Genomic DNA, 21,996 nt, shown 5'->3' on the forward strand with positions numbered 1-21,996 from the left:
GTTTGCGCTGAGCCGGCATTTCACCGGAGAGCTGCGGTTCGGCGATCTGTTCCAGATTCAGTTCGTGGATTACAACGGGGACGGCAATCCCGACTTTACAATAGGCCAATATGGTTCGGGCCACGGTTCAGTATTCAAGCTGAAGCAATATATTAATTCGCTTGGGAAGCAGGTGGAGACAACCTATCGCTGGGATGGATCTGCTTTTCAGGAGGCTGCCAAGTAGAGACGCTGGAACCATTAGGTGCCGGGCTGCACAGGATGAAGAATCGGGGAGCTTTCGAATACGAGAGGATAGTGGATAGAATGACGAGCGAGACGCTCCAGGATATGCAAGGACTGAAAGCGGCGGGTGCAGTGGTAGGCCACACCATCGCGGAGATGAAGAAAAGTGTAGTTCCCGGAATGACGACTGCGGAGCTGGATGAAGTGGGTGCGAAGATTCTGAACCATTTTGGCGCAAAATCTGCTCCAAAGGTAACCTACAACTTCCCTGGAACGACCTGTATCAGTGTGAATGAAGAGGTGGCGCATGGAATTCCGGGACAACGCGTCATTCAGGCCGGAGATCTGATCAATATTGATGTCTCTGCCGAGCTGAACGGTTATTTTGGCGATGCCGGGGTATCGTTTCAGCTGCCTCCTTATAATGAGAAGCTGGTTCACCTCTGCCGGAGTACGGAAGAGACTATGATGAGCGTGATTAATCATCTCCGGGCGGGTATGAAGGTTAACGAGATCGGCCGGGTTATGGAGTCGGAAGCACGGAAGCGCGGCTATAAAGTAGTGCGTAACCTGTGCAGCCACGGCATCGGCAAAGCGTTGCATGAGAAGCCGTTTGAGATTCTGCCCTTCTATAATCCGCGTGTGACAACAGTGCTCAAAGAAGGCCAGGTCATTACCATCGAGCCGTTTCTGTCCACAGGCACTGATTTTGTAGAGCAGCAGCCGGATGGCTGGACGCTCAGCGTTGCCGACAACAGCCGTGTGGCCCAGTTTGAGCATACCATTGTGGTCACCAAGGGCAAGCCGATTATTCTAACCAGTGCGTGAAGATATATAGGAATATTTAACAGTTGTAATGTATGCATTACGCAAGAAACCCTCATACTAAAGATGATGTTATGATATGGGATGCAAGAATCTTTTTCCAAAATCGGAGGGTTCATTAAAGTGGATAATGTACCGCAAGTCAGTCATGCCTTTATGACATTTATGAAGGAAGCGCCGGAGCAGCAGAAGGCCCTTGGCGAAATTGTGAAGAAACTGGATGCCGCAAGCAGTCTGGATGCCAAAACCGAGGAGATTGCCTATATTTCCGTACTCGCGGCGGTTAGGCTGGAGAGCGGGCTTCCCTTCCATGTCAAGCATGCCAAAGCGCTCGGCGCAACCCGTGACGAGATTATCAGCGCAGTGCTGCTGCCTCTTCCCGCGGTAGGCAATGTGGTGATTCAGGCCCTGCCGGTGGCATTGCAGGCTTATGACAGTGAATAGTGTTCTGTTGTCTGCAAACTCCCCGCGGGATTGACAATTGCTCGAAATGTAACTATTATAGTTGCATCTGGCGGAAGTTTTCCGGCCAGTGTGAAGGAGTGATTGTTATGAACATTAGCACGCGGTTTGCGGTGGCTATTCATATTCTAACCTTAATCGACAGCAACAAAGACGGCAAAAGCACCTCCGAGTGGATCGCCGGCAGCGTGAATACGAACCCCGTAGTGATTCGCCGCCTAACGGGTATGCTTAATAAGGCAGGACTTGTGGAGGTACGTCCCGGTGTGGCTGGAGCGAAGCTTGCCCGCAGTGCAGCTGATATTACGCTGCTGCAGATTTACAAAGCGGTGAATGCGGTGGAAGAGGACTCCCTGTTCTCTGTCCATGAGCATCCGAACCCGGAGTGTCCGGTAGGCAAGAACATTGCAGGCGCTATTGTTCCAGTGTTCTCTCTTGCCCAGAAGGCGATGGAGAATGTGCTGCAGGAGGTCACCCTGGACCAGATTGTACATCAGATTCCTGTGGCTTGAGACTGGTTCTGATGCAAGTAAATTTAAGGAAACCTTCAGCCCCGTTTTATGTTTTTTTAAGGTTCGGGGAGTATAGTGAAGTTCTCCACCCCCCAGTGGAACCATTTGTGGAAGACCCCGCCGTGCCTCGGCAGGGTCTTTCTTTTTGCTGCCAGATATATTCATTCATTTTCATTAAACCTTTATGTGTTTTTCATCTGGCCTTAAGCTTCGCTCAGTATAGTAGACCCATGACCCCCTTACAATAGACTTTGGCCCTGCCGGTTACCGGCGGGGCCACTTTTTTGATTGATGAGCTGCTGGCTTGGTATTAACTTTACACGGCAATTTCTATCGTTTAGACTGACACATATGTGATAGGACTACAGGAATATAAGGAGTGATCTCATAATGATTCTTTTTCAGAACGGGGACCTCAGTGTCCGCAGGCTGGAACAGCAAGATGCGCCGCTGCTCGTAAGGTGGCTCTCGGACCCGGAGGTGCTGGAGTATTACGGGGGCCGTGACCTTCCGCATGATCAGGAGCTGGTGCAGACGACTTTTTATATTCATGAGGAAGAGGAGATTCATCGGGCAATTGTGCAGTTCAAAGGCAGGGACATAGGCTATATCCAGTTCTATCCTGTCGGAAGGGAAGAGCTAATAGAGTACGGTTACGCAGAGTATATGGGAAAAGTCTACGGTATGGATCAATTCATCGGTGAGCCGCAGAGCTGGAACCAGGGCATTGGTTCCTTATTAGTAGGCGGGATGGTGAAGCATCTGATTGAAGCGGAGCAGGCAGACCTGATTGTCATGGACCCGCAGTGCTGGAATCACCGGGCACTTAGAGTCTACGAGAAAAACGGGTTTATCCGCAGCAAGCTTTTACCGGAGCATGAACTACATGAAGGAGAATGGAGAGACTGTTGGCTCCTTACGTATAAGGCTGCGAATTAATCTAACATACATATAAGGAGATACTGTACATGAAGAATCAATATACCATTCTTGGAGCTGCTCTGATTCTGGGCCTGTGTCTGGTTGCCAGCAGCTTCGTAATCGGTGATCGGATTAGGGCGGGTTATGAGATGCAGCTGCTGACACCTGCCGGAGCGCAGAGCGGAACTCAAGCTGAGGAACATCCGTTATTGACACTTGCAGAGACTGCACAGTTCCTGCGTCTGAGTGAAGATCAGGTGAAGAACATTATGAAGGCGGAGAATGCAATGTTGCGCAATGACGGACCCTTCGAGGGGATGAAGCTCCCATATCTCAAGGTAGATAATGAGTTCCTGTTCAATAAGCAGCAGTTAACCGTCTGGGTTCTGGCTGCTTCGCAGGAGCACAGGGTATACATGGGGGAGAAGCTGGCCGGGAATTAAGGATCGCAACAGAGTGGAGGAAGCGGCAGAATGAAATTTTTCACGATACCCTGGTATGAAGAAATGCAGGTGCGCGGGTTCATGGTCTTCCCGGAGACGGAGCAGGATTGGGTGGAGGATGTGGCCTGGCATGTGGCGGAAGGGATCAGCTATGAGGAGCGGGCCAAGGATTTTCTGGAATATATGAAAAAAGATCTGCTGAAATATCTTCCCGGGTACTTCCACGCCTCGATACATGACGGAACGATAAATTCCACCTATCCTGCGTCTGAGTTCAAGGAACGGGCCTTGCAGTGGGGCAGGGAATATGATGAACGGTTGCAAGCGCTTTTCAGGGAATACCGGAAAGGGTACGAAACCATTAAGAATGAACTCCCGGAGGGCGCCGTACAATTAGCCGAGAAGAGTCTGCATGATGCCAGAGTAATCTCCTATGCCATGCCCGCAGAAGGTGTGCTTGAGATAATTCTGGACTGCGGCGGGGCGATGCATTACCAGTGTGAGATTAAGCTAACGTTCAGCGGTGTGAGCGGACTGCACTTGACGGAACCGCTTGAGAAGAAATATTGGCTGTATGACGAGATCTATGCCGCGGAGCAGGGGTTCGAGCTACGAGTTCTGATGGATTCCCCGCCAAGTGAACTAATAATTACTGCACAGGATGTATCGATAGAGATCTTTGGTGAACCTTAATAACGGAATGACTGCTTCGGAGTCTGGCCTGTTGGCTGGGCTTTTTTGTTGGACATGATCTGTATTGTAAAAGTAATTGACAAACATATAGAATGCTACTAATATTAAGTAAGTTAGTGTGTAACGGAAATTGAATTTACCTTTGCATGGAGATGATAGTAACAGTTAACACTAACCGTTATTATGCACCGGAGATTGTATTTGAATTAGCATATATTCATTTCAGGAGGGATTCCTATGACAGCAACAGCTATATTACCGCAAGCACTGGAAATTGGACTTGTACAGATCCGTGTAAGTAATTTGGAGCGCTCGCTCAGCTTTTATCAGAATGTGATCGGACTGAAGATTCTGCGGCAGCAAGGGCGCACGGCAGAGCTGACGGCAGACGGCCGGCGGGTGCTGCTGGTTCTGCGGGAGATTGAACAGGCTCAGGTGCTGCGCCGGAACTCGGTGGCCGGACTGTACCATTTTGCGATTCTACTGCCGGACCGGCCCTCTCTGGGACTGGTGCTGCGCAATCTGATCGACTCGGGGATATCGGTGGGCCAGGGGGATCACCTGGTCAGCGAAGCCTTGTACATTGAGGACCCTGATCATAACGGCATCGAGCTGTACCGCGACCGGCCCCGTGACACCTGGAAGTATGAAGCAACAGGCAATGTGGTCATGACTACAGATCCGGTGGATGTGGATGGTCTGCTCGCTGCCTCGGAAGGACTGAGCTGGACCGGGCTACCTGCCGGTACTGTAATGGGCCATGTTCACTTCCATGTGGGCGATCTGGCAGAGGCCAAGAAATTCTACGTGGATGCGCTTGGATTCACAGTGACCGCTCATTACGGCGATGCGGCTATGTTCATCTCGGCTGGAGGCTATCATCATCATATGGGACTGAATACCTGGGCTGGCAAGGGGGCTCCTGCGGCTCCTGCGAATGCGGCGGGCATTGATTATTTTACACTGCTGCTCCCGGACATTCAGGATGTGCATGAAGTCGCTGATCGTGTGAAGCGTGCCGGGTACCGTGTGGAAGAAGAGGGCGGTATCGTCACTCTAAGGGACCCGTGGAATATAGGCATACAGCTGCTAGTGAAACGCTAAAATAACAGGACAGACAGCATCGAATTACTATCTACTGCTAGACCAGCGGCGGAAGCCGTGAATGATAAGGCAACGGAAGGTACGGGCGGAGAATTGTAATTTCCGCGGTGCCTTCCGTTTGTTGACGTTAGCCGGGTCATTGCAATATTATAATTGATTATCAGACGGGGAGATGATGGGCTTGGAGACTTTTCTGGCTGTGCTGTTAATGCTTGGATTAATCGCCGTATCGAATATCTTGAACCGCTTCATTCCGTTTGTCCCGGTTCCCCTGATTCAGATAGGACTTGGAATCATTGCTGCACTCATTCCGACGGGAATACATATGCACTTCGAGCCTGAGCTGTTTTTTGTATTATTCATCGCTCCGCTGCTCTTCAATGACGGGCGGCGGACACCGCGCGGTGAGCTGTGGAACCTTAGGGCACCGATTCTGCTGCTGGCACTGGGACTTGTGTTTGTTACGGTATTTGTAGCGGGCTATGCGATTAACTGGATGATTCCCTCGATTCCGCTGGCGGCCTCCTTCGCACTGGCGGCTATTCTGTCTCCTACCGATGCGGTAGCGGTGAGTGCGCTGGCTGGAAGGGTTCATCTTCCCAAAAGCATCCACCGGATTCTCGAAGGAGAATCGCTGATGAACGATGCCTCCGGCCTGGTCGCCTTTAAATTTGCGATTGCAGCCATGGTTACCGGCGTGTTCTCTCTGCCTAAGGCCTCGCTCAGCTTTGTGCTGATTGCCGCAGGGGGACTGCTGCTTGGTGCAGTGCTGTCGTTCCTGCTGATCCGGCTCAGCGTGTTCATCCGCAGATTCGGCATGGAGGATGTGACCATTCATGTCCTGCTGCAGATCCTTACCCCGTTCATTATTTATCTGATCAGCGAGGAGATCGGGGTCTCGGGTATCCTGGCCGTGGTGGCAGGGGGAGTTATGTACGCCATTGAGAAGGACCGGGCAGTCTCTCCGCAATATAAGCTTCAGCTGGTATCTGCCAGTACCTGGTCAGTGCTGCTGCTGGTGCTGAACGGACTGGTCTTCCTGATTCTCGGTGTGTCCGTTCCGGATGTGATTGAGGTTATTTACCGGGATCAGACGCTGAATAACTTCATGGTGGCCGGCTATGTTCTGGCGATCACGGCGCTGCTGATTGTGCTGCGGTTTCTGTGGGTCTATGGGTACTCCTTATGGGAGAGCAAGCGGCTGAAGGCAGAGAAGGCTCCGCTCAAGTCACAGATTATTACGTCGATCTCAGGGGTGCGTGGAGCGGTAACCCTTGCGGGTGCCTTCTCCATTCCGCTGGTGCTTGGGGACGGGGTGACACCTTTTCCAGAGCGGGATCTCATTATTGCGCTGGCAGCAGGTGTGATTCTGATGTCGCTGGTCATCGCCAGTATCTTCCTTCCGCTGCTTGCGGACAGTGAAGAGACTATAGTTCAGAACGTCGGAGTAGTGCACGGGAATGCGGAGCTGACGGCTAGAAATGTGGTCATTGACGCCGGGATGTCGATGCTGCGAAGCCTGGTCTCAGAGAGCCCGGAGCGTTCAACACAGCCTGTACTGCTGGAATTCACAGATAAGGTTGATAGGCTGTGTGCTGCAAGACCGGATCATGACCCGGCCCATGAGCAGTTCCTCCGTCTGGGAGTCGAGGCACGCAAGAGCGCGCTCGAAGCCGAACGCACAGAGCTGCGGCGGATTATGGAGAACGGGGCACTACCGGAGCCTGTTGCCGTGAAGATGGAGGAGCTGCTGGACCATACGGAGTCTCTGCTGTGCAAACGCCTGAATACACAGATTAAATTCTCTGTTACAGAAATTCAGCGCCTGTTCTCTGGTCTGTTCTCAGGTAAGTTCAGCGGAGAAGGAGGACAGCTCGCCCTGCAGAATGCCGAAAGTGCGCGGACGGCGAAGATTGCGATGTGCAAGGCGGCTGTATCGGCCGTTAGTGCAGGAATGAGTGACGAGAACCGGCTCGCCTCACAGAAGGTCATCGACAAGTACGAACGGCTGGAATCCAAGCTGGTGCAGGGGGAAGGCTGGAGTAATGACGGCGTACTGGATGATGACAAGCTGGAGCTGAAGCTGCAGGCAATTCAGGAGCAGCGGAATACCGTGCAGGAGATGTACCAGAACGGGGCGATTAATCTTAAGATTGCCGGCAGGCTGCGGCGGTTCGTGGATCAGCTCGAAACCTCCATCTGGGAGGATTAAGATCAGATCAAGTGGAAACGGCATTGCCGTCCTTAAAAGGACGGTACCGTTTCAGCGAGAAATATAAGGATAATGTATCGTGTGCAACATATAAATTCTTATATTTGTATAAAGCCCGCTTGCCGCAGGGACCCGGGGTCCTTGCGGCAAGCGGGCTTGTCTGTGCTGCCTGAAGGCTCAGGCTGTTATCTGTGGAATGGAGCGTTACGGTTGTTTGGGCAATTTCTTGATACGCAAAAACATCTGTCCGAGCACCTCGCTAAGCACCAGACCGGCCGCAATGGCTCCGGACAGCAGGAGCGCCTGAACCCCAAACTGGATGCCAAGGTTATTATCATTCTCCACGAACTTGCGCATGGCATCGTACGCAAGACCGCCCGGCACAAGCGGGATGATGCCGCCGACACTGAAGATTATGACCGGCATCTTGAAGGAACGCGCAAAAAACTGGCTGATCAATCCGACCACAACGGTAGCACCGAAGGTTGCGACGACAGTATCGGAACTGTAATCCAGCAGCAGGTACAGCATCCAGCCGATCATTCCGGCGAAGCCGCATTGCAGCAGCGCGCGCACCGGTGCATTGAATAGAATGCAGAAGGTTGAGGCAGCGATGAAACTGGTGATCAATTGCAAAATCATGGCAGGACGACCTCTTTCAAATGGGTGTTAAAAAATCGACAGGACCAGCCCAATGCCGGTCCCGATGGCGAACGCAGTCAGAAAGGCGTCGGCCCCTTTGGAGATGCCGGATACCAGGTGACCGGCCATCAGGTCACGGACCGCATTGGTGATGAGCAGCCCCGGTACGAGCGGCATTACACAGCCGATGATAATCTTGTCCATCTCCCGTCCTACGCCGAACTTGACGGAGAAGAAGGCCAGCAGTCCGATAATGAAGGAAGCAATGAATTCCGCGAAGAAGCGGATCTGCACCAAGCGGTGAAGATAAGTGGCCGCTGCGAAGCCTGCACCGGAAATCAGCAGCGACGGCAGAGCATCCTGCAGGCTGCCCTTGAACATGACCGTGAAGCAAGCTCCGGTCAAGGCTGCCGCTGCGATCTGTACCCATACCGGGTAAGCATGGGCGGCGTCATCGACCACGCCCAGACGCTCCCGCGCTTCAGCGGCTGTCAGCTGACGTTCGGTCAGCCGCCTGGAGATGTCATTCACCTCGGATACTTTTTGCAGGTCTGTTGTCCGTTCGGCAATCCGGAACAGCTTCACCGGCTCTGTCCGGCTGGTGGTGAACATAATGACTGTCGGCGTGACGTAGCTATGCGCACCGGGGAAGCCGAGTGCCGCCGCCATCCGGCTCATGGTATCCTCCACACGGTAGGTCTCTGCACCGCTCTGCAGCATAATCTTGCCTGCCAGCAGGCACAGATCGATAATGTCATGTGTGGAAGTATTGTTATTCGTGCTTGTACTATCCAACTTCGTTGATCCTCCCCGGGAATGTTATCTATTCGATTGTCGCCTGAAAGTCTGAAAATTTCAACCTTTATTCCATAGCTTCCGGCAAATCCCGGGTTTTTATCAGCAATAGTACAGAAATCATGCTCCTTGCCGCATTATGTTTACCGGCTATTCCTCCAGTGTGCATAATCCTGTAGCCACCCCTCCTGCAATAATCGTCAGAATCGAATGGAAAAAGGTCTCCTTGGAGATCAGAATACCACCAGCCCCAATGATCAGGAAGTCCGTCAGGAAGATGATCAGGCCGACATTCAGCGGAAGATAGCGTTGGATGAATCTGGCCAGCAGGTCTGTTCCGCCTGTACTGGCTTTGAACCGCAGCATCAGCCCGAGTCCGCTGCCCATCAGGAAGCCGCCGATAATGGCGCTTGAAATGGAGCCCAGCTCAATATAGTACAGGAAATAATACTGGAGCGGGTAGAGCAGCTCGATCAGCAGGGAGGAAGCCAGCAGACCCAGAATACTGTTGTAAAAGATTTCCCGTTGCCGGAACCAGGCCAGCAGGAAGATAGGCAGACTGCATAGCATAATGCACAGTCCGATTTTGGCGCCGGAGATATAATTAATAATGAGGGCAATGCCGATAATTCCTCCATCGAGGATTTTATAGGGGACCAGGAAGAAGTTTGTTCCTGTTGCAATCAGCAGGCTGGCCAGCAGAATAATCACATAGCTTGGGAAGGATCTCATAGTCAACATCTCCGGAATTAAGGCATGTCTTAATCTTTATGCGCCTATCTGGAAAAAAATAGCTAAAATTTCTGCTCTGCCCGAATCAATTGACAATAAAGCAGGTGAAGTCTGAAATGGGTGATTTCTATAAAATACTGGAGACTGATATGGAGCTGCTGGCTGCTGCACTATCGGAGGTGCCGGTGGCAGTATTGCTGAAGAGCGGGACGGAGGAGCAGCTGGAGACGGGCCCGATCAGAGCCTACACGCCGCAATCTGTGCGGATTCGCGGGTTATCCTACTGCCGGGAGCTGCATCAGTTCCGCATCCTTGCCCCGGGTTCCGCCTGTCCATAAACAAACAACCCGGCTGTACCGCCTTGGCGGACAACCGGGTTGTTATGCTTTTATAGGAGTGATAGATAATTAACCGAGAGTGACTACAACCTGGTGTACTGCACCGTCGCCCGCAGGAGCGATAATATTGCCTTCCACGGCAGCGCCGTCGAGGGTCAGGCTGGCTACGCCTTTGGAGACATGGTTAGGATTCTGGATTGAGATCACATAAGTGTCGCCGCGGAAGACGCGGGTAATCTCGAAGCCGTCCCACTCCGCAGGGATACAAGGGTCAACCTTGAGCCCGGCGAAGTCCGCCTGAATCCCCAGGATAGACTGTGTAATTGCTACATAGTTCCATGCGGCTGTACCTGTCAGCCAGGAGTTTTTCGCTTCCCCGTGACGTACGGCATCTTTACCGGCGATCATCTGGGAGTACACGTAAGGCTCCATACGGTGCACTTCGCTGATGTCCTCCAGGTAGGCCGGAGCGATTTTGCGGTAGATGTCAAAAGCTCTGTCGCCATGTCCAAGGACCGTCTCTGCAATCATGATCCACGGGTTGTTATGGCAGAAGATCCCGGCATTCTCTTTGTAGCCCGGAGGGTACGTGGAGATTTCACCTAAGTTCACATAGTATTTGGAATACGGAGGCTGCTGCAAAACGATACCATAGTCCGTATCCAGACGTTCCTGCACGGAAGTCAGGGCGCGGGCCGCTTCACCGTTCTCTACACCGATTCCGGCCATAACGCACATGCCTTGCGGCTCGATAAAGATCTGGCCTTCTTCGTTCTCCTTGCTGCCGATCTTGTCACCATAGTGGTCATAAGCGCGCAGGAACCAGTCGCCGTCGAAGCCGTGAGACAACGTGATGGCACTCATGTTCTCAATCTTGGCCACAGCGTCAGCGGCTACATCATCCAGTCCGCGCATCCGGCAGATCTCGGCATAGTCCGGTCCAACGAAGACGAACAGACCTGCGATGAACACAGATTCCGCTACGCCGCCTGCGATATTCTCCGTGGTCTGGAACGATTCTCCCGGTTCAGTAGAGAAGCAGTTCAGGTTCAGACAGTCATTCCAGTCCGCGCGTCCGATCAGCGGCAGGCCGTGAGGACCGAGGTTGTTCGTCACATGCTCGAAGCTCAGCTTCAGATGCTCGAACAAGGTTGCAGTGTGATCCGGATTGCTGTCAAAAGGAACCTGCTCATCGAGAATCGAATAGTCGCCGGTCTCCTTAATATAAGCTGCTGTACCGGAGATTAGCCAGAGCGGATCATCGTTGAAGCCGGAGCCGACTTCGTTGTTGCCCTTCTTGGTAAGCGGCTGGTACTGGTGATACGCGCTGCCGTCAGGGAACTGGGTAGCGGCGATATCGAGAATCCGTTCTCTGGCACGCTCAGGAATCTGGTGAACGAAGCCAAGCAAGTCCTGATTGGAGTCGCGGAAGCCCATACCGCGGCCAATTCCGGATTCGAAGTACGAAGCGGAACGGGACATGTTGAAGGTCACCATACACTGGTACGGATTCCAGATGTTCACCATCCGGTTCAGCTTGTCGTCACCGCTCTTAATCTGGTATTTCGACAGCAGGTTATCCCAGTGCGCAGCCAGAACCGCGAGGGCGGCATCCACCTGGGCGTCTGTAGCGAACTGATCAATGACAGCCTGAGCCGGCTTTTTGTTGATAACGTTCAGGGCTTCCCATTTCTCATCCTCAGGGTTCTCAATGTAGCCGAGCACGAAGATGAAGCTCTGGGCTTCGCCTGGCTCCAGCGTGATGTCAAGTGCGTGGGAGCCGATTGGCGACCAGCCGCTGGCGACAGAGTTAGTAGCCTCACCGGCAGCAACTGCCTGAGGAGCATCCAGACCATTATACATGCCCACGAAGGATTCGCGGTCCGTATCGAAGCCGGCAATTTCCTTATTTACAGAATAGAAGGCGTAGTGGTTTCTGCGCTCACGGTATTCTGTTTTGTGATAAATGACAGAATCCTTCACTTCGACTTCGCCGGTGCTGAGGTTACGCTGGAAGTTGGTCATATCATCGTTGGCATTCCACAGACAGAACTCGGCAAAAGAGAAGAGCTTCACAGTCTTCTTCACATCACCTGTGTTCTTAACAATCAGACGGTGGACTTCCGCATTGTGGCCCATCGGTACAAAAGCAAGCTGATTCACGGAAATGCCGTTACGCTCGCCTGTAATTGAAGTGTAGCCCAGACCATGGCGGCATTCGTAGAAGTCGAGATCCCGCTTCACCGGCATCCAGCCCGGAGTCCAGAAGTCCCCGCCATCGTGCAGGTAGTAATAGCGGCCGCCGGTATCCAGCGGAATATTGTTATACCGGTAACGGGTAAGTCTTCTCATCCGCGCATCGCGGTAGAAGGTGTAACCCCCGGCAGTATTAGAGATTAGGCCGAAAAACTGCTCGTTGCCGAGGTAGTTAATCCAAGGATAAGGTGTTTTGGGGGTGTTGATTACATACTCTTTACGGGTGTCGTCAAAAGTTCCGAATTTCATGAGAGACAAGTCTCCTTTCGATTGTGAACGCGCGTTTACAGAGCGGAGAAAAAATTCCCTCGGGGCAAGGGATTTTTCAAAATATAAGAAATTATATGTTGCACATGATAACTTATCCTTCTATTTCCCGCTGAAACGGTACCGTCCTTTAAAAGGACGGCATAGCCGTTTCCGCTTGGCAAGCTAGATTCTACTTCTTCGGCGGCTGACAGGAATCGCGGGTGATCAGACGCGCCGGGAAACTGATGGTGCTGAAGGTGGGCTGCTGTGAATCACATAGCTCAATGACCTTCTCGACAGCGGCTTTGGACATTTCATAAATCGGCAGACGGACGGAGGTCAGCTTGGGATGAATCCGCGCAGCAAGCTGCACATCGTCGAACCCCGCAATGGAGATATCCTCCGGCACGGAAATGCCATGCTCCGAGAACGCTTCCATCGCCGAGATAGCCATATCATCGTTGGAGGAGAAGAAGGCGGTCGGCAGCGGGCCGCCGGAATCCAGCAGCTTCTTCACTTCCTGATAGGCGGTCTCCTTGAGAAAATCACCCTGAAGGACGAAGTCCTTCTGCAGGCCAAGTCCATGGCGCTTCAGCGTATTCTCGTAAGCCATGTAGCGCTCCCGCCCGGAATAAGTATTCATCCGTCCGCAGATCATGCCGATCTCCGTATGGCCGAGACCGATTAAGTACTCAATGGCTTCTGCCGTACCTTCATAATCCTTGGAATTCACAATGGCGAGATGATTGCGGTCCAGATGCTCTGACATAATCTCCGAAATGTCATAATCGATCAGCACAAGCGGGGAGCCGAGACCTACCATCTCCCGTACAATCTCGATATCCTTCTGGGTGCCGACAATGATGCCTCCGTCAATCCGTTTCTGGAGGAAGGCCTGCTTGACCTTCAGGAAGTCGTCGGGAGAATAGACGGTGTGAATCAGAACATAACAGCCGCGGGCATTCGACGTATCTACCACAGCATCGACGAACGGGGCGAAGTAATTATTCTGATAAATTCGCGTCGCATTCTCCTTCTCGTTCATACTGATGGCAAACAGCCCGATCGTGTCGGTCTTCTTGCCGGCCAGAGCCCGGGCAAAGCTGTTCGGCTCGTACTGATGCTGTTCAATTACCTTCAGCACCTTAGCCCGGGTCTCTTCAGGGACATTGGAATAATTGTTGATCACACGGGATACGGTGCTTCGCGAAACCCCGGCTAGCTTGGCAATATCTTCGCTTCGCATAATGTACCCCCTCTAATGTAAACGCGCGTTTATGAACTTATTGTAAAATAATCCGGCCTGGAGGTCAATCATTTGCCGGAAGATTTTAATTTGATAATTTTTGCCCGCGAGATGTACGAATTCTCACATTAATGGGAACATGTGTTTGTTATAGTCTTTTTATGAAGAATAAGTCTACTAAAGATGAGGAGATGCATTCCTATGCAACTGGGTTGTACCTATCTAGTCGTTCGGGATATGAAAGGTTCGATTGCCTTTTACGAAGCATTATTAGATAGGAGAGCGGAATCCAGAAAGCCGGAGCGCTGGGTAGAATTCCACTGCGGGAATACCCTAGCCTTGTGGAATCCCGAATTTGATAAGGAACTGATAAGGAACAGCAGCGATGTGTCGGATCATTTCAATGAAGCCTATTTGAATTACAAGGAGGAAAGCGGGCTGCGGTATGGAAATAATGCAATCCTTAACTTCAACGTTACCGATTTGAATGCAGAGTACCAGAGAATAAAATCACTGAATATCGGTGCAGTCTCAGAGATTTTCTATATTAATGTTGTGCGTCCGTATTACTGCTTCATGCTGGAAGATCCGGACGGTAACTTGATTGAAATCACGGGTGATTATAAGCCGGAATAGGCTCTTTACTTTGCATTGCTTACATAAATGTGCCAAACTTGTTATGATCAGGATAGAGATCTTATATCATTTCGAATGGGGGATGTACGCTGTGTATATGACAGGTTTTGGGTCCTTGCTCGCTGGAGGATTCAGTATTTTTGCACTTTTGCTCTGGTTCTTTTGTCTGGGGATGGGGATTTATTTATTTGTTCTGGTGGTGAAGCTTGCACGCAGGGGGATTATTGCACTGGACTTGTACAACCACTCTAAAAATATGGAGATCCGCGAACGTTATGAATCGGCTCACCGGAGAGATGATTTCTGAATGATTGCATCTGCTGGCAGGATTTATTATACTCCGAATATGGAATATTCAAATTTGTCATATCTGGAGAGGAGTTTGAGCGAATGAAGAAGAAGATGACTGCTGCACTGACGGCATTTGCCGTACTTGGGGGAATGGGCACGGGCGTGTATGCCGGAGCCAACCTGCAGGAGATCAAGGCTTTTCTGAATCCAAGCATCAAATTCAAGATGAACGGCCAGCCGGTGCAGCTTAAGAATGGCAGCGGTGCAGTGATTGCCCCAATTTCCTATAAAGATACAACATATCTGCCAGTCCGTTCCGTATCCGATTTGTTGGGAGTTACTGTTAAGTTTGATGCTGCAACTAACACCATTTCCCTGGGAGAGCAGACTGCCGGTGTGCCGATCGCTACAGGCTTTGACAATATGTATCATACCAAAGACCCGGGCAAGACCGTCTATAAAGACAAGGACTACAAGGACGTCTTCTTCGATAACGGCAGCGGCGACCGCGGCAGTTCCTTCATGCTGGAGCCGAACAAAAAATATCAGAAGCTTTATCTCCAGGTAGCCGCGATCGGCGGAGAGATCAAAGACTTCGAGGTACAAGACAGCGACACCAACACTGTACTGAAGACGCAGACCATTGACCCGGCTAACGGGCTGACTACCATAGAAGTGGATATTGCCGGAGTCCGCAGCCTGTATATCAACGGGGATGTGAAGGACGGAACAACGGTCTTCGTTCCGCTTACGACATCGTATTATAAATAATTTCTGAACTTATAAATCATTCAAGAATGACCCGGGAGCCTTGGTTTCCGGGCATCTTTTTGTCTACATTCGTTGTTTGGGAGAAGAAGAAAATGGGTATTATCCGGTAAGCCGGTGAATCTAACTGGCCATGTAACTGTTCAAGAATTGATGAGGAGTGAGAAGATGTATACCAAAAAACTAATAATGTCCTTATCCTTGACGTTGTCTCTATTGGCCCTCAGTGCCTGCGGTAATGCCGAGGATAAGCCGTCAACCGAATCGATGCAGACCACTGCACCGGCAACAGAGAGTGTCCAGACTCCTGCGCCGACAACAGAGGCTGAGCAGACCCCAGCACCAACGGCAGAGCCGGAGCAGACTCCTGAGGCGACAGCTGGAAGCAACGAGACGGCTGCCGGATCTGCGGACCTGCCGAAATACCTGCCGGAGGATTTCCCGATGCCGGAGAATGTAACGGAGACCATTCTTTCGAATGCGGAGGAGAATGAGGGCAAGAAGACAGCATTGCTGATTTTTAGAACAACGGATAGTATGGAATCGGTAACGAAGCTCTATGATGATTATCTGGTCTCTAAGCTGGGCGATCAGTCTGTGAAGACTATTGATCCCAAGAATCTGATCATTCAAGGCACGACGAAGGACGATAAGCAGAGCTGGTCAATCATTGGCGGTCCGCTTGCATCTCAGGAGGGAACCGTTGAGGTTAACGTGATTTGGTCTGAATTATAATACAGACAGCCAAGCTGTTGTAAACAGAGGAACATTCGTTGAGGCTCGATTCAGAGCGGCCAACGGATGTTTTTTTGTCATTGAGCAAAAAGTGTCGAATTTTGTAATTAAGTAGTATACGTCAAGCACGGTGGAGTTATATAATTAATCTTGTGAACGAAATTAGTAAGGCGGTGTAAATGGTTTGTCATGGGAACCTGTAGGTTTTATGTTTTTTTCAACCATAGAGACGCTTGCGCTCTATTATTTGATTATGTCTCTCTATAGATTCAAATGGAGATGGTACATATGGCAGGTCCTATTCGTCATCTTGCTGAACAACCTTCAGAGCTATCTATTGCGAAATGAGCTGGGAATGTCGAATGTGGCACCACTTGTTTTAATCTTGATTTTTATCATGTTTTTCACAGCTGTAGTCAGGATGCCCCTCGTCCTGTCAATCATCGCAACGATATCAGGTTATGCTATGTTTGCCGTAATCCAGACGATTATTGTACTTCTTGTCTTTGGCTCCATTTCAAATATTACCGGTGTGGCGGAAGGATATTTCCTTCAGCTGATGACAGCGGTAGTGGTGTTCGCGGCTTTTAGCTATATTTACCGTAAAGGCAAGGGCTTCACGTTCGATCTCGATAAGCTTCGGTTTAAATTAGAAGATATTCTGCTGTCAGTGCTGATTTTCGGTTTCGTGATAGGTGTTTCCGTCCTGCTCTACTATAATGACATTCTGCTAAATGTTTTGATTTTTCTAGTGATGTCTGCATTCCTTCTTTACTACTCTACCCGGAAGGAGCGGGAAGATGCTTGAATCCATGTCCGCCAAGCTGGCACTTACGATTAAAAATATCGTTCCAGAGCACCCGGCATCCTATGCTGTCCTGAAGTTTGCTATCAGTGTGGTGCTTAATGTGGTGTTTATAATTGCGTTGACACTGTTAGTATCTATTTGGACGGGGAGGACAAGTGAAGCTTTGCAGATTTTGATCTCCTTTGCCTTATTGCGTCAAGTGTCCGGCGGGGCCCATCTCAGATCCGGTATAGCCTGTGTCTTGTTTACGGTAAGCTTGTTCACAGTCCTGTCCTTTGTGGAGGTTAGCTCCTTTTACGTTATGCTAATGAATGCAGCTAGTCTGTTAGTGGTTCTATGGCTGGCGCCCATTGGGATTGAACGACAAACCCGGATTCCCAGGCGGCATTGGCCTAAGCTGAGAATTGTGGCGTTACTGCTTGTCGCTGCCAATATCGTTGCAGGATCATCTGTTATCGCGGCCAGCTTTTTGGCACAATCCCTCAGTCTGATTATCGCTAGAAGGGAGGTGAATACTTAATGATGAAATCCTTGCAACGTAAAGCAGTGTACAAACTTGCTTCTGGTTTATCTGCTATGGCGGCAATTCTTGTGTTGGTTACAGCCAGTGTCCTGTACATTAACCAACCAGAGGTTCCTGAAGAGCTACTTAAATAACATTGGAGTTGATCCCTTTGAGCACTATATCTGTTACTAGAGACACAGAGGGAAACACTGGTGTATTCTCGCTAGATATTGAAAAAATAACTTTTATGGAATTTGAACGGACTATCTATCGGATCATTGTCCATACGTACGATCAGACCTTTTATACAGTAGGTACGCTGAAATATTGGCTTAATACCCTGGCCAGTTCAGGATATAATTTCGTTCTAGCAGATAGAAACACGTTAATTCAGGTTTCTAACATTATCCAGTTGGATAAGACGTTTCATATTGCTTATTTTGGGGAAGACCACAGAGGAGTCGAACAAAAGTGTTTTCTGTCAGAGAAGGGCTATAAAGAAATTCTCAAATACGTAAAGACATTCGAATCGGATATTATATTAGTGGAGCTGCCCCAGTGGTAGCTTTATTTTTTATGGGGGTTTGCGGTCTTTTCCAGGCTGAGAAGCGAGGAGTAGATTCTTTAACGGTACATCAAATAAGGCTGACCTGCGCTGTTCATTCTGAAGCGCCTAGGGCCAGCCTTTATTCAGATTATCCTAATCAGTAGCTAACTTGGAATACATACACAGATCAATGAAGGCTCCTTTGGACTGCTCGCACTGTCTCAGTGTTCCTTCCAGCGAGAAGTTTAATTTCTGCAGTACTTTAATAGAATTGATATTAGCAGGCTGGGCCTTTGCTTCTATTCTATTGAAGCCCAGTGTATCAAACGCATAATCTATTAGCGCGCGAAGGGCTTCAGGCACATATCCTTTTCCCCAGCACTCGCGGCTAAGGTCATAACCGATCTCTGCCTTGGCATTGTCATAGTCCAGTGTATTGAAACCACAGGAGCCGATAATCCGGCCGGATTCTGCTTCCATGATGGAATAGCGGATCGCCTGATTCTCGGTGGCTAGATTATCAAGCAGCTCAATCATCTCTACGGCCTGACACTCATCCGTGAAGCTGCTGATATTCATAAACCGGGTGACTTCAGGATCGGACCAGATCGAGAAGAGACTGGTTGAATCGGCGGTGCGCATTTGTCTTAATACTAATCTCTCGGTTTGTAATTCTGTAATCATCAATAAGTTACCTCCATTAAATATATATGGTCTTGGTGAGGTACAACTATTGATATCTGCGCATAGTTCAGTCCTTTCCGTGTGTAAGCTGCCTCTATTATATAGAATACAGGGGAGGAAGTTAACATCAATTCAGGACTGCTTCAACAAGTCTTCACAAAGAGGGGGACTCTGCTTGGTGGCAACCTCGAATCTATCAACATATCAACATGTCCTATTTATTGTGAGAGCTAAGTAACTTAGATGATTCGTTCCTCTCAAATATATTGCGCAATGGAGAGGGCTGAAGATAAAGGATGTGCTTGTATTTTTCTTTGAGCTTTGGGGACAAAATAGAAATATATGGGGCACAAAAGGCTGGCTTTCCTCAACAGTACCTTTATGGAGGCCGGCGAACCCCGCTATTTGGTATTGCGTCCCCCTCGGGAATGAAGCTACTTCAACAGAATCATCGCGGAAGCGAGAAAGGCAAAGCTTAAAAATCTGGTCTTTGATTTCGTGGCGTCTTCGCATCTTTTACAAGCTCCTCGTCATTGCGTCCTTGTAAAATTATGCTACGGTTATGTGTTGCAAGCAATATCTAGTTTTAAGACACGCCCTAATGAATCCGTACACAGATAAGGATGCTCCAGCGGAGAAACAGTCAATTCTGGACATCAAGGCCAAGACGGCTGAGGGCAAACGGATCAACATCGAAATGCAGCTGTTCAATCCATACAATATGGAGAAGCGGACACTTTTCTACTGGAGCGAGATGTATTACCACCAAATTCAAAAAGGCGACGACTACAGTCAATTGAAGAAGTGTGTGACGATCAATATACTGAACTACTCCTGTCTCCCTAATGACCGTCATCATAATGTGTTTCACCTTCGTGAAGATCACACCGGGATTCAGTTGAATAACGATCTGGAAATTCATGTGATGGAATTAACAAAGCTCGAGGAGCAGGCCGTTCCATTAACTGGCGGACTGATTAACTGGTTATTATTCCTGAAGGGTGTTGAACAACCAAACTGGGAGGTGCTGACCATGAATGAACCGATGTTGAAAAAAGCAATGGATACGCTGGAGTTCCTGGCGGAAATATTGCGAAATTAACACCGTTGCAGTGAAAATTTAACAAGGGCAAAGCACTTTCTTTCATATCATAAAAATATCTTGCCATTTCCTCACGTCCTGTGTTATTATAAATCTCGTTGCAGGACGGTAGCTCAGCGGGAGAGCACTATCTTGACAGGGTAGGGGTCATGGGTTCGAACCCCATCCGTCCTATACGCAGAAAGCCTTGAGATTCAAGGCTTTTTTGCTTTTTATGGAACTTTTAAAACGTGCCTAATTTGAAATTGGCGCCTATTTGGTACCGTAAATTCCATTCTTATAAAAGCTTTCTCAACTACCTTGCCAGCTGGCGACGTCATCATTTAGGGATGAGTTACATATTAATAATCGAGGGCCAGGAACAGTAATAGGAGATGAATATGAGAGAAAAACGAAGATGAATAAGCCCAAAAAGCGGAAAGGAAATGATAAGATGGGTTTCGGATACAAGCCGCCTGTTTTTGACAGCAAAACAGCCATATTTCTCTCAGCGATTAGCTATCAGACGTACCCGTTCTTTTTCGAGGGAAAGCTGGTTTTGCCCAAAGGCTTCAAACTTCGTTTTACGATCCGCGCTTTTGCCGACGTTGAGAATCCTACAGAGCTTGTATTCGGATTTATTGCTGAGTCGCCGGATCAAATCGTTGTTGCGTTCAGAGGATACGCTTCGTATCCGGCAGATCTTCTTGCCTCCTATGATATCTTTTTGATCCCGTATCCATTCGTCCGAAACGGTGGGAGAACGTCGCGCGGCTTTACCTGCCTGTATCGATCAACCCGAAACCAAATCATCCGGGAATTAAATAAGCTTGCCACAACAAAAAAGTTGTATGTTACCGGTCACAACTACGGCGGAGCTTTGGCCACGCTGGCCGCTTTGGATATTGCGGTAAACACCCGATTCAAGCATCCATTCGTCTATACATACGGTAGTCCGCGCATCGGAGACCCTGACTTCGTTTCCCGCTTTAACAGGACGGTCACACACAGTGCGCGAATCGTCAACGTTCATGATTCATTCCCCACTTTCCCCGCCCGAAGGTATCTGCCTCCATTTACAAAGAAAGGTTTAATCTATCGGCATGTAAAAACGAAGATCCCGATCACTTTTCAATGGAACGATGTGCCGCGCAATGACTCAATTGCCTGCTATTTTAAAAACCTGAGCCGCAAAAACCCTCTTTTTGCCAAATCATTATGCGAAGATAATCCGGGATTTTGTCCTGATACCAGCATGTGTTTTCCGTTTGAAGGTTGTTGAAAGTCTGTCCGCCTGAGAATTGAATGCAAGGAAGGAGTTACCTATATGAAGCGTTCAGGTATGTTCAACAATGAACAGGCAATCTTGCTTGCGGCCATGATCGCGCAGTCTTATCAGCAATTTGAGCACGATAAGCTGGTATTGCCTAAAGGCTATTTGCTTCGCTTCACCATTCGCGCTCTTGCCGGTGTCGAGGAGCCGGAGGAGGAAGTATTCGGTTATATCGCGGAGTCGAAGGATAATATCGTGATAGTTTTTAGAGGAACCCGAACATTCAAGGACAATGAGTCGGATCAGGATTTATATCAAGTACCCTACCCCTTCGTCAGAAATGCCGGTAACACCCATCGCGGATTCACTCGCATCTATCAATCGGCAAGAAATGAGCTGATAGGAGCATTGAACAAGCTTTCCGCAGCCAAAATGCTGTGGGTTGCAGGCCACAGTTTGGGTGGAGCATTAGCCGTGTTAGCTGCCTTCGATATTTCGGCAAACACACGATTTCAGAATATTGCCGCATATACGTACGGCAGTCCACGGGTCGGAGACCCGGACTTCACTTCCCCATTCAACCGAACGGTAAAAAATAGTTTTCGTATTATCAACATCCATGACATTATTCCGACTTTACCGGCTATTGCGTATCCGCCTCCATTTACCAAGAACGGTTTGTTTTATAGGCATGTAAACACGAAGGTTCCGATCTCTTTCCAATTGAACAGTTTGCCTGTCCGCAATCATGAGATTGTCTGCTATTTCAAATTCCTAAGCCAACGAAGTCCTGATTTCACCAAATTATTATGTGCCGATAACCCGGGGTTTTGTCCAGATACGGGATTATGTGTTCCGTTTATAGGAATATGCAGTGCGGAGGAAGAAGACGAAGAATAGGCTGTCCTCAGATGGATGATCCTAGCGTTGATCGTGCGGGTTACTCTGCGGGCAATGAAAAAAGTGACAAAAACCCACGACACCCCATCCATATAATACTACAATAATTGCAG

General features: G+C 49.5%; 26 protein-coding genes, 1 tRNA gene and 1 pseudogene. 22 read left to right on the plus strand and 6 right to left on the minus strand.

All coding sequences use genetic code 11. The annotated features are described in order from the left end of the window. The first annotated feature begins 64 nt into the window (after positions 1-64). From MKZ07_RS03795 to MKZ07_RS03835, 9 genes are all read left to right on the plus strand, one after another. Positions 65-226: a hypothetical protein gene (locus tag MKZ07_RS03795; RefSeq protein WP_156949628.1), complete on the plus strand. Its 162-nt coding sequence runs from the start codon at positions 65-67 to the stop codon at positions 224-226. An 80-nt stretch (positions 227-306) separates the two neighbouring features. Beyond that, a complete protein-coding gene (gene map, locus MKZ07_RS03800; RefSeq protein WP_036695059.1) occupies positions 307-1,053 on the plus strand; it encodes a type I methionyl aminopeptidase in 747 nt (248 codons plus the stop codon). Positions 1,054-1,134: 81 nt separating this feature from the next. Further along, complete coding sequence (locus MKZ07_RS03805; protein WP_051493478.1) at positions 1,135-1,494, plus strand: carboxymuconolactone decarboxylase family protein; 360 nt, start codon at positions 1,135-1,137, stop codon at positions 1,492-1,494. Between the two features lie 107 nt (positions 1,495-1,601). Then, positions 1,602-2,024 carry an Rrf2 family transcriptional regulator gene (locus tag MKZ07_RS03810; RefSeq protein ID WP_036695058.1) on the plus strand — a complete coding sequence of 141 codons (423 nt, stop codon included), beginning with the start codon at positions 1,602-1,604 and terminating at the stop codon, positions 2,022-2,024. A 390-nt stretch (positions 2,025-2,414) separates the two neighbouring features. Further along, complete coding sequence (locus MKZ07_RS03815) at positions 2,415-2,963, plus strand: GNAT family N-acetyltransferase (protein ID WP_036695057.1); 549 nt, start codon at positions 2,415-2,417, stop codon at positions 2,961-2,963. A gap of 29 nt (positions 2,964-2,992) precedes the next feature. Beyond that, on the plus strand, positions 2,993-3,388 hold the full coding sequence (locus MKZ07_RS03820) for a hypothetical protein (protein ID WP_036695056.1): 396 nt from the start codon (positions 2,993-2,995) through the stop codon (positions 3,386-3,388). A gap of 30 nt (positions 3,389-3,418) precedes the next feature. After that, positions 3,419-4,081: a DUF4085 family protein gene (locus MKZ07_RS03825; protein ID WP_076154642.1), complete on the plus strand. Its 663-nt coding sequence runs from the start codon at positions 3,419-3,421 to the stop codon at positions 4,079-4,081. 237 nt (positions 4,082-4,318) lie between these two features. Further along, on the plus strand, positions 4,319-5,185 hold the full coding sequence (locus MKZ07_RS03830) for a VOC family protein (RefSeq protein WP_341024589.1): 867 nt from the start codon (positions 4,319-4,321) through the stop codon (positions 5,183-5,185). Positions 5,186-5,366: 181 nt separating this feature from the next. Next, positions 5,367-7,397 (plus strand): Na+/H+ antiporter, encoded by a 2,031-nt coding sequence (locus tag MKZ07_RS03835; protein ID WP_036695053.1) that lies wholly within the window; start codon positions 5,367-5,369, stop codon positions 7,395-7,397. 204 nt (positions 7,398-7,601) lie between these two features. Here MKZ07_RS03835 and MKZ07_RS03840 read toward each other — a convergent pair whose 3' ends face one another. From MKZ07_RS03840 to MKZ07_RS03850, 3 genes are all read right to left on the minus strand, one after another. Further along, positions 7,602-8,039 carry a threonine/serine exporter family protein gene (locus MKZ07_RS03840; RefSeq protein WP_036695052.1) on the minus strand — a complete coding sequence of 146 codons (438 nt, stop codon included), beginning with the start codon at positions 8,037-8,039 and terminating at the stop codon, positions 7,602-7,604. Positions 8,040-8,066: 27 nt separating this feature from the next. Continuing rightward, positions 8,067-8,834: a threonine/serine exporter family protein gene (locus MKZ07_RS03845; protein WP_036695051.1), complete on the minus strand. Its 768-nt coding sequence runs from the start codon at positions 8,832-8,834 to the stop codon at positions 8,067-8,069. 150 nt (positions 8,835-8,984) lie between these two features. Further along, positions 8,985-9,566 (minus strand): YitT family protein, encoded by a 582-nt coding sequence (locus MKZ07_RS03850; protein ID WP_036695050.1) that lies wholly within the window; start codon positions 9,564-9,566, stop codon positions 8,985-8,987. Positions 9,567-9,682: 116 nt separating this feature from the next. Between MKZ07_RS03850 and MKZ07_RS03855 the strand changes: the two genes are divergently transcribed. After that, on the plus strand, positions 9,683-9,904 hold the full coding sequence (locus MKZ07_RS03855; protein ID WP_036695049.1) for a hypothetical protein: 222 nt from the start codon (positions 9,683-9,685) through the stop codon (positions 9,902-9,904). Between the two features lie 69 nt (positions 9,905-9,973). On the opposite strand, the gene MKZ07_RS03860 is transcribed toward MKZ07_RS03855, so the two are convergent. Together MKZ07_RS03860 and MKZ07_RS03865 are read right to left on the minus strand one after the other, a co-directional pair. Next, positions 9,974-12,409 carry a GH36-type glycosyl hydrolase domain-containing protein gene (locus MKZ07_RS03860; protein ID WP_341024594.1) on the minus strand — a complete coding sequence of 812 codons (2,436 nt, stop codon included), beginning with the start codon at positions 12,407-12,409 and terminating at the stop codon, positions 9,974-9,976. Between the two features lie 190 nt (positions 12,410-12,599). Then, positions 12,600-13,655 carry a LacI family DNA-binding transcriptional regulator gene (locus MKZ07_RS03865; protein ID WP_341024596.1) on the minus strand — a complete coding sequence of 352 codons (1,056 nt, stop codon included), beginning with the start codon at positions 13,653-13,655 and terminating at the stop codon, positions 12,600-12,602. A 201-nt stretch (positions 13,656-13,856) separates the two neighbouring features. Here MKZ07_RS03865 and MKZ07_RS03870 point away from each other — a divergent pair, with 201 nt between their 5' ends. From MKZ07_RS03870 to MKZ07_RS03905, 8 genes are all read left to right on the plus strand, one after another. Continuing rightward, positions 13,857-14,291 carry a VOC family protein gene (locus MKZ07_RS03870; protein ID WP_036695046.1) on the plus strand — a complete coding sequence of 145 codons (435 nt, stop codon included), beginning with the start codon at positions 13,857-13,859 and terminating at the stop codon, positions 14,289-14,291. Positions 14,292-14,388: 97 nt separating this feature from the next. Next, positions 14,389-14,598 (plus strand): hypothetical protein, encoded by a 210-nt coding sequence (locus tag MKZ07_RS03875; protein ID WP_200869206.1) that lies wholly within the window; start codon positions 14,389-14,391, stop codon positions 14,596-14,598. Positions 14,599-14,681: 83 nt separating this feature from the next. After that, complete coding sequence (locus tag MKZ07_RS03880; protein ID WP_036695044.1) at positions 14,682-15,353, plus strand: stalk domain-containing protein; 672 nt, start codon at positions 14,682-14,684, stop codon at positions 15,351-15,353. Between the two features lie 165 nt (positions 15,354-15,518). Further along, on the plus strand, positions 15,519-16,085 hold the full coding sequence (locus MKZ07_RS03885; protein ID WP_036695043.1) for a hypothetical protein: 567 nt from the start codon (positions 15,519-15,521) through the stop codon (positions 16,083-16,085). 184 nt (positions 16,086-16,269) lie between these two features. Next, the gene (locus MKZ07_RS03890) at positions 16,270-16,893 is read left to right on the plus strand and encodes a hypothetical protein (RefSeq protein WP_051493476.1); all 624 of its coding nucleotides are present in this window, start codon (positions 16,270-16,272) and stop codon (positions 16,891-16,893) included. Beyond that, a complete protein-coding gene (locus tag MKZ07_RS03895) occupies positions 16,886-17,413 on the plus strand; it encodes an accessory gene regulator ArgB-like protein (RefSeq protein WP_036695042.1) in 528 nt (175 codons plus the stop codon). Before MKZ07_RS03890 ends, MKZ07_RS03895 begins: the two co-directional genes overlap by 8 nt. Continuing rightward, positions 17,413-17,550, plus strand: a complete 138-nt coding sequence (locus MKZ07_RS03900) for a cyclic lactone autoinducer peptide (RefSeq protein ID WP_083677765.1) — start codon at positions 17,413-17,415, stop codon at positions 17,548-17,550. The genes MKZ07_RS03895 and MKZ07_RS03900 overlap by 1 nt, the downstream gene beginning before the upstream one ends. A gap of 17 nt (positions 17,551-17,567) precedes the next feature. Continuing rightward, the gene (locus tag MKZ07_RS03905) at positions 17,568-17,963 is read left to right on the plus strand and encodes a LytTR family transcriptional regulator DNA-binding domain-containing protein (protein WP_036695041.1); all 396 of its coding nucleotides are present in this window, start codon (positions 17,568-17,570) and stop codon (positions 17,961-17,963) included. A 135-nt stretch (positions 17,964-18,098) separates the two neighbouring features. On the opposite strand, the gene MKZ07_RS03910 is transcribed toward MKZ07_RS03905, so the two are convergent. Further along, a complete protein-coding gene (locus tag MKZ07_RS03910) occupies positions 18,099-18,629 on the minus strand; it encodes a GNAT family N-acetyltransferase (RefSeq protein WP_036695040.1) in 531 nt (176 codons plus the stop codon). Positions 18,630-19,227: 598 nt separating this feature from the next. Here MKZ07_RS03910 and MKZ07_RS03915 point away from each other — a divergent pair. The 4 genes and pseudogenes from MKZ07_RS03915 to MKZ07_RS03930 form a co-directional block, all read left to right on the plus strand. Continuing rightward, a pseudogene (locus tag MKZ07_RS03915) lies at positions 19,228-19,716 on the plus strand (Rpn family recombination-promoting nuclease/putative transposase); the annotation flags it as partial. A 117-nt stretch (positions 19,717-19,833) separates the two neighbouring features. After that, a tRNA-Val gene (locus tag MKZ07_RS03920) sits at positions 19,834-19,905 on the plus strand. Between the two features lie 259 nt (positions 19,906-20,164). Further along, on the plus strand, positions 20,165-20,992 hold the full coding sequence (locus MKZ07_RS03925; RefSeq protein ID WP_036695134.1) for a lipase family protein: 828 nt from the start codon (positions 20,165-20,167) through the stop codon (positions 20,990-20,992). A gap of 45 nt (positions 20,993-21,037) precedes the next feature. Then, positions 21,038-21,883 carry a lipase family protein gene (locus MKZ07_RS03930; protein ID WP_036695039.1) on the plus strand — a complete coding sequence of 282 codons (846 nt, stop codon included), beginning with the start codon at positions 21,038-21,040 and terminating at the stop codon, positions 21,881-21,883. Positions 21,884-21,996 lie beyond the last annotated feature (113 nt).

The sequence above is a fragment of the Paenibacillus sp. FSL P4-0338 genome, assembly GCF_038002365.1.
Taxonomy (GTDB): Bacteria; Bacillota; Bacilli; order Paenibacillales; family Paenibacillaceae; genus Paenibacillus_AQ.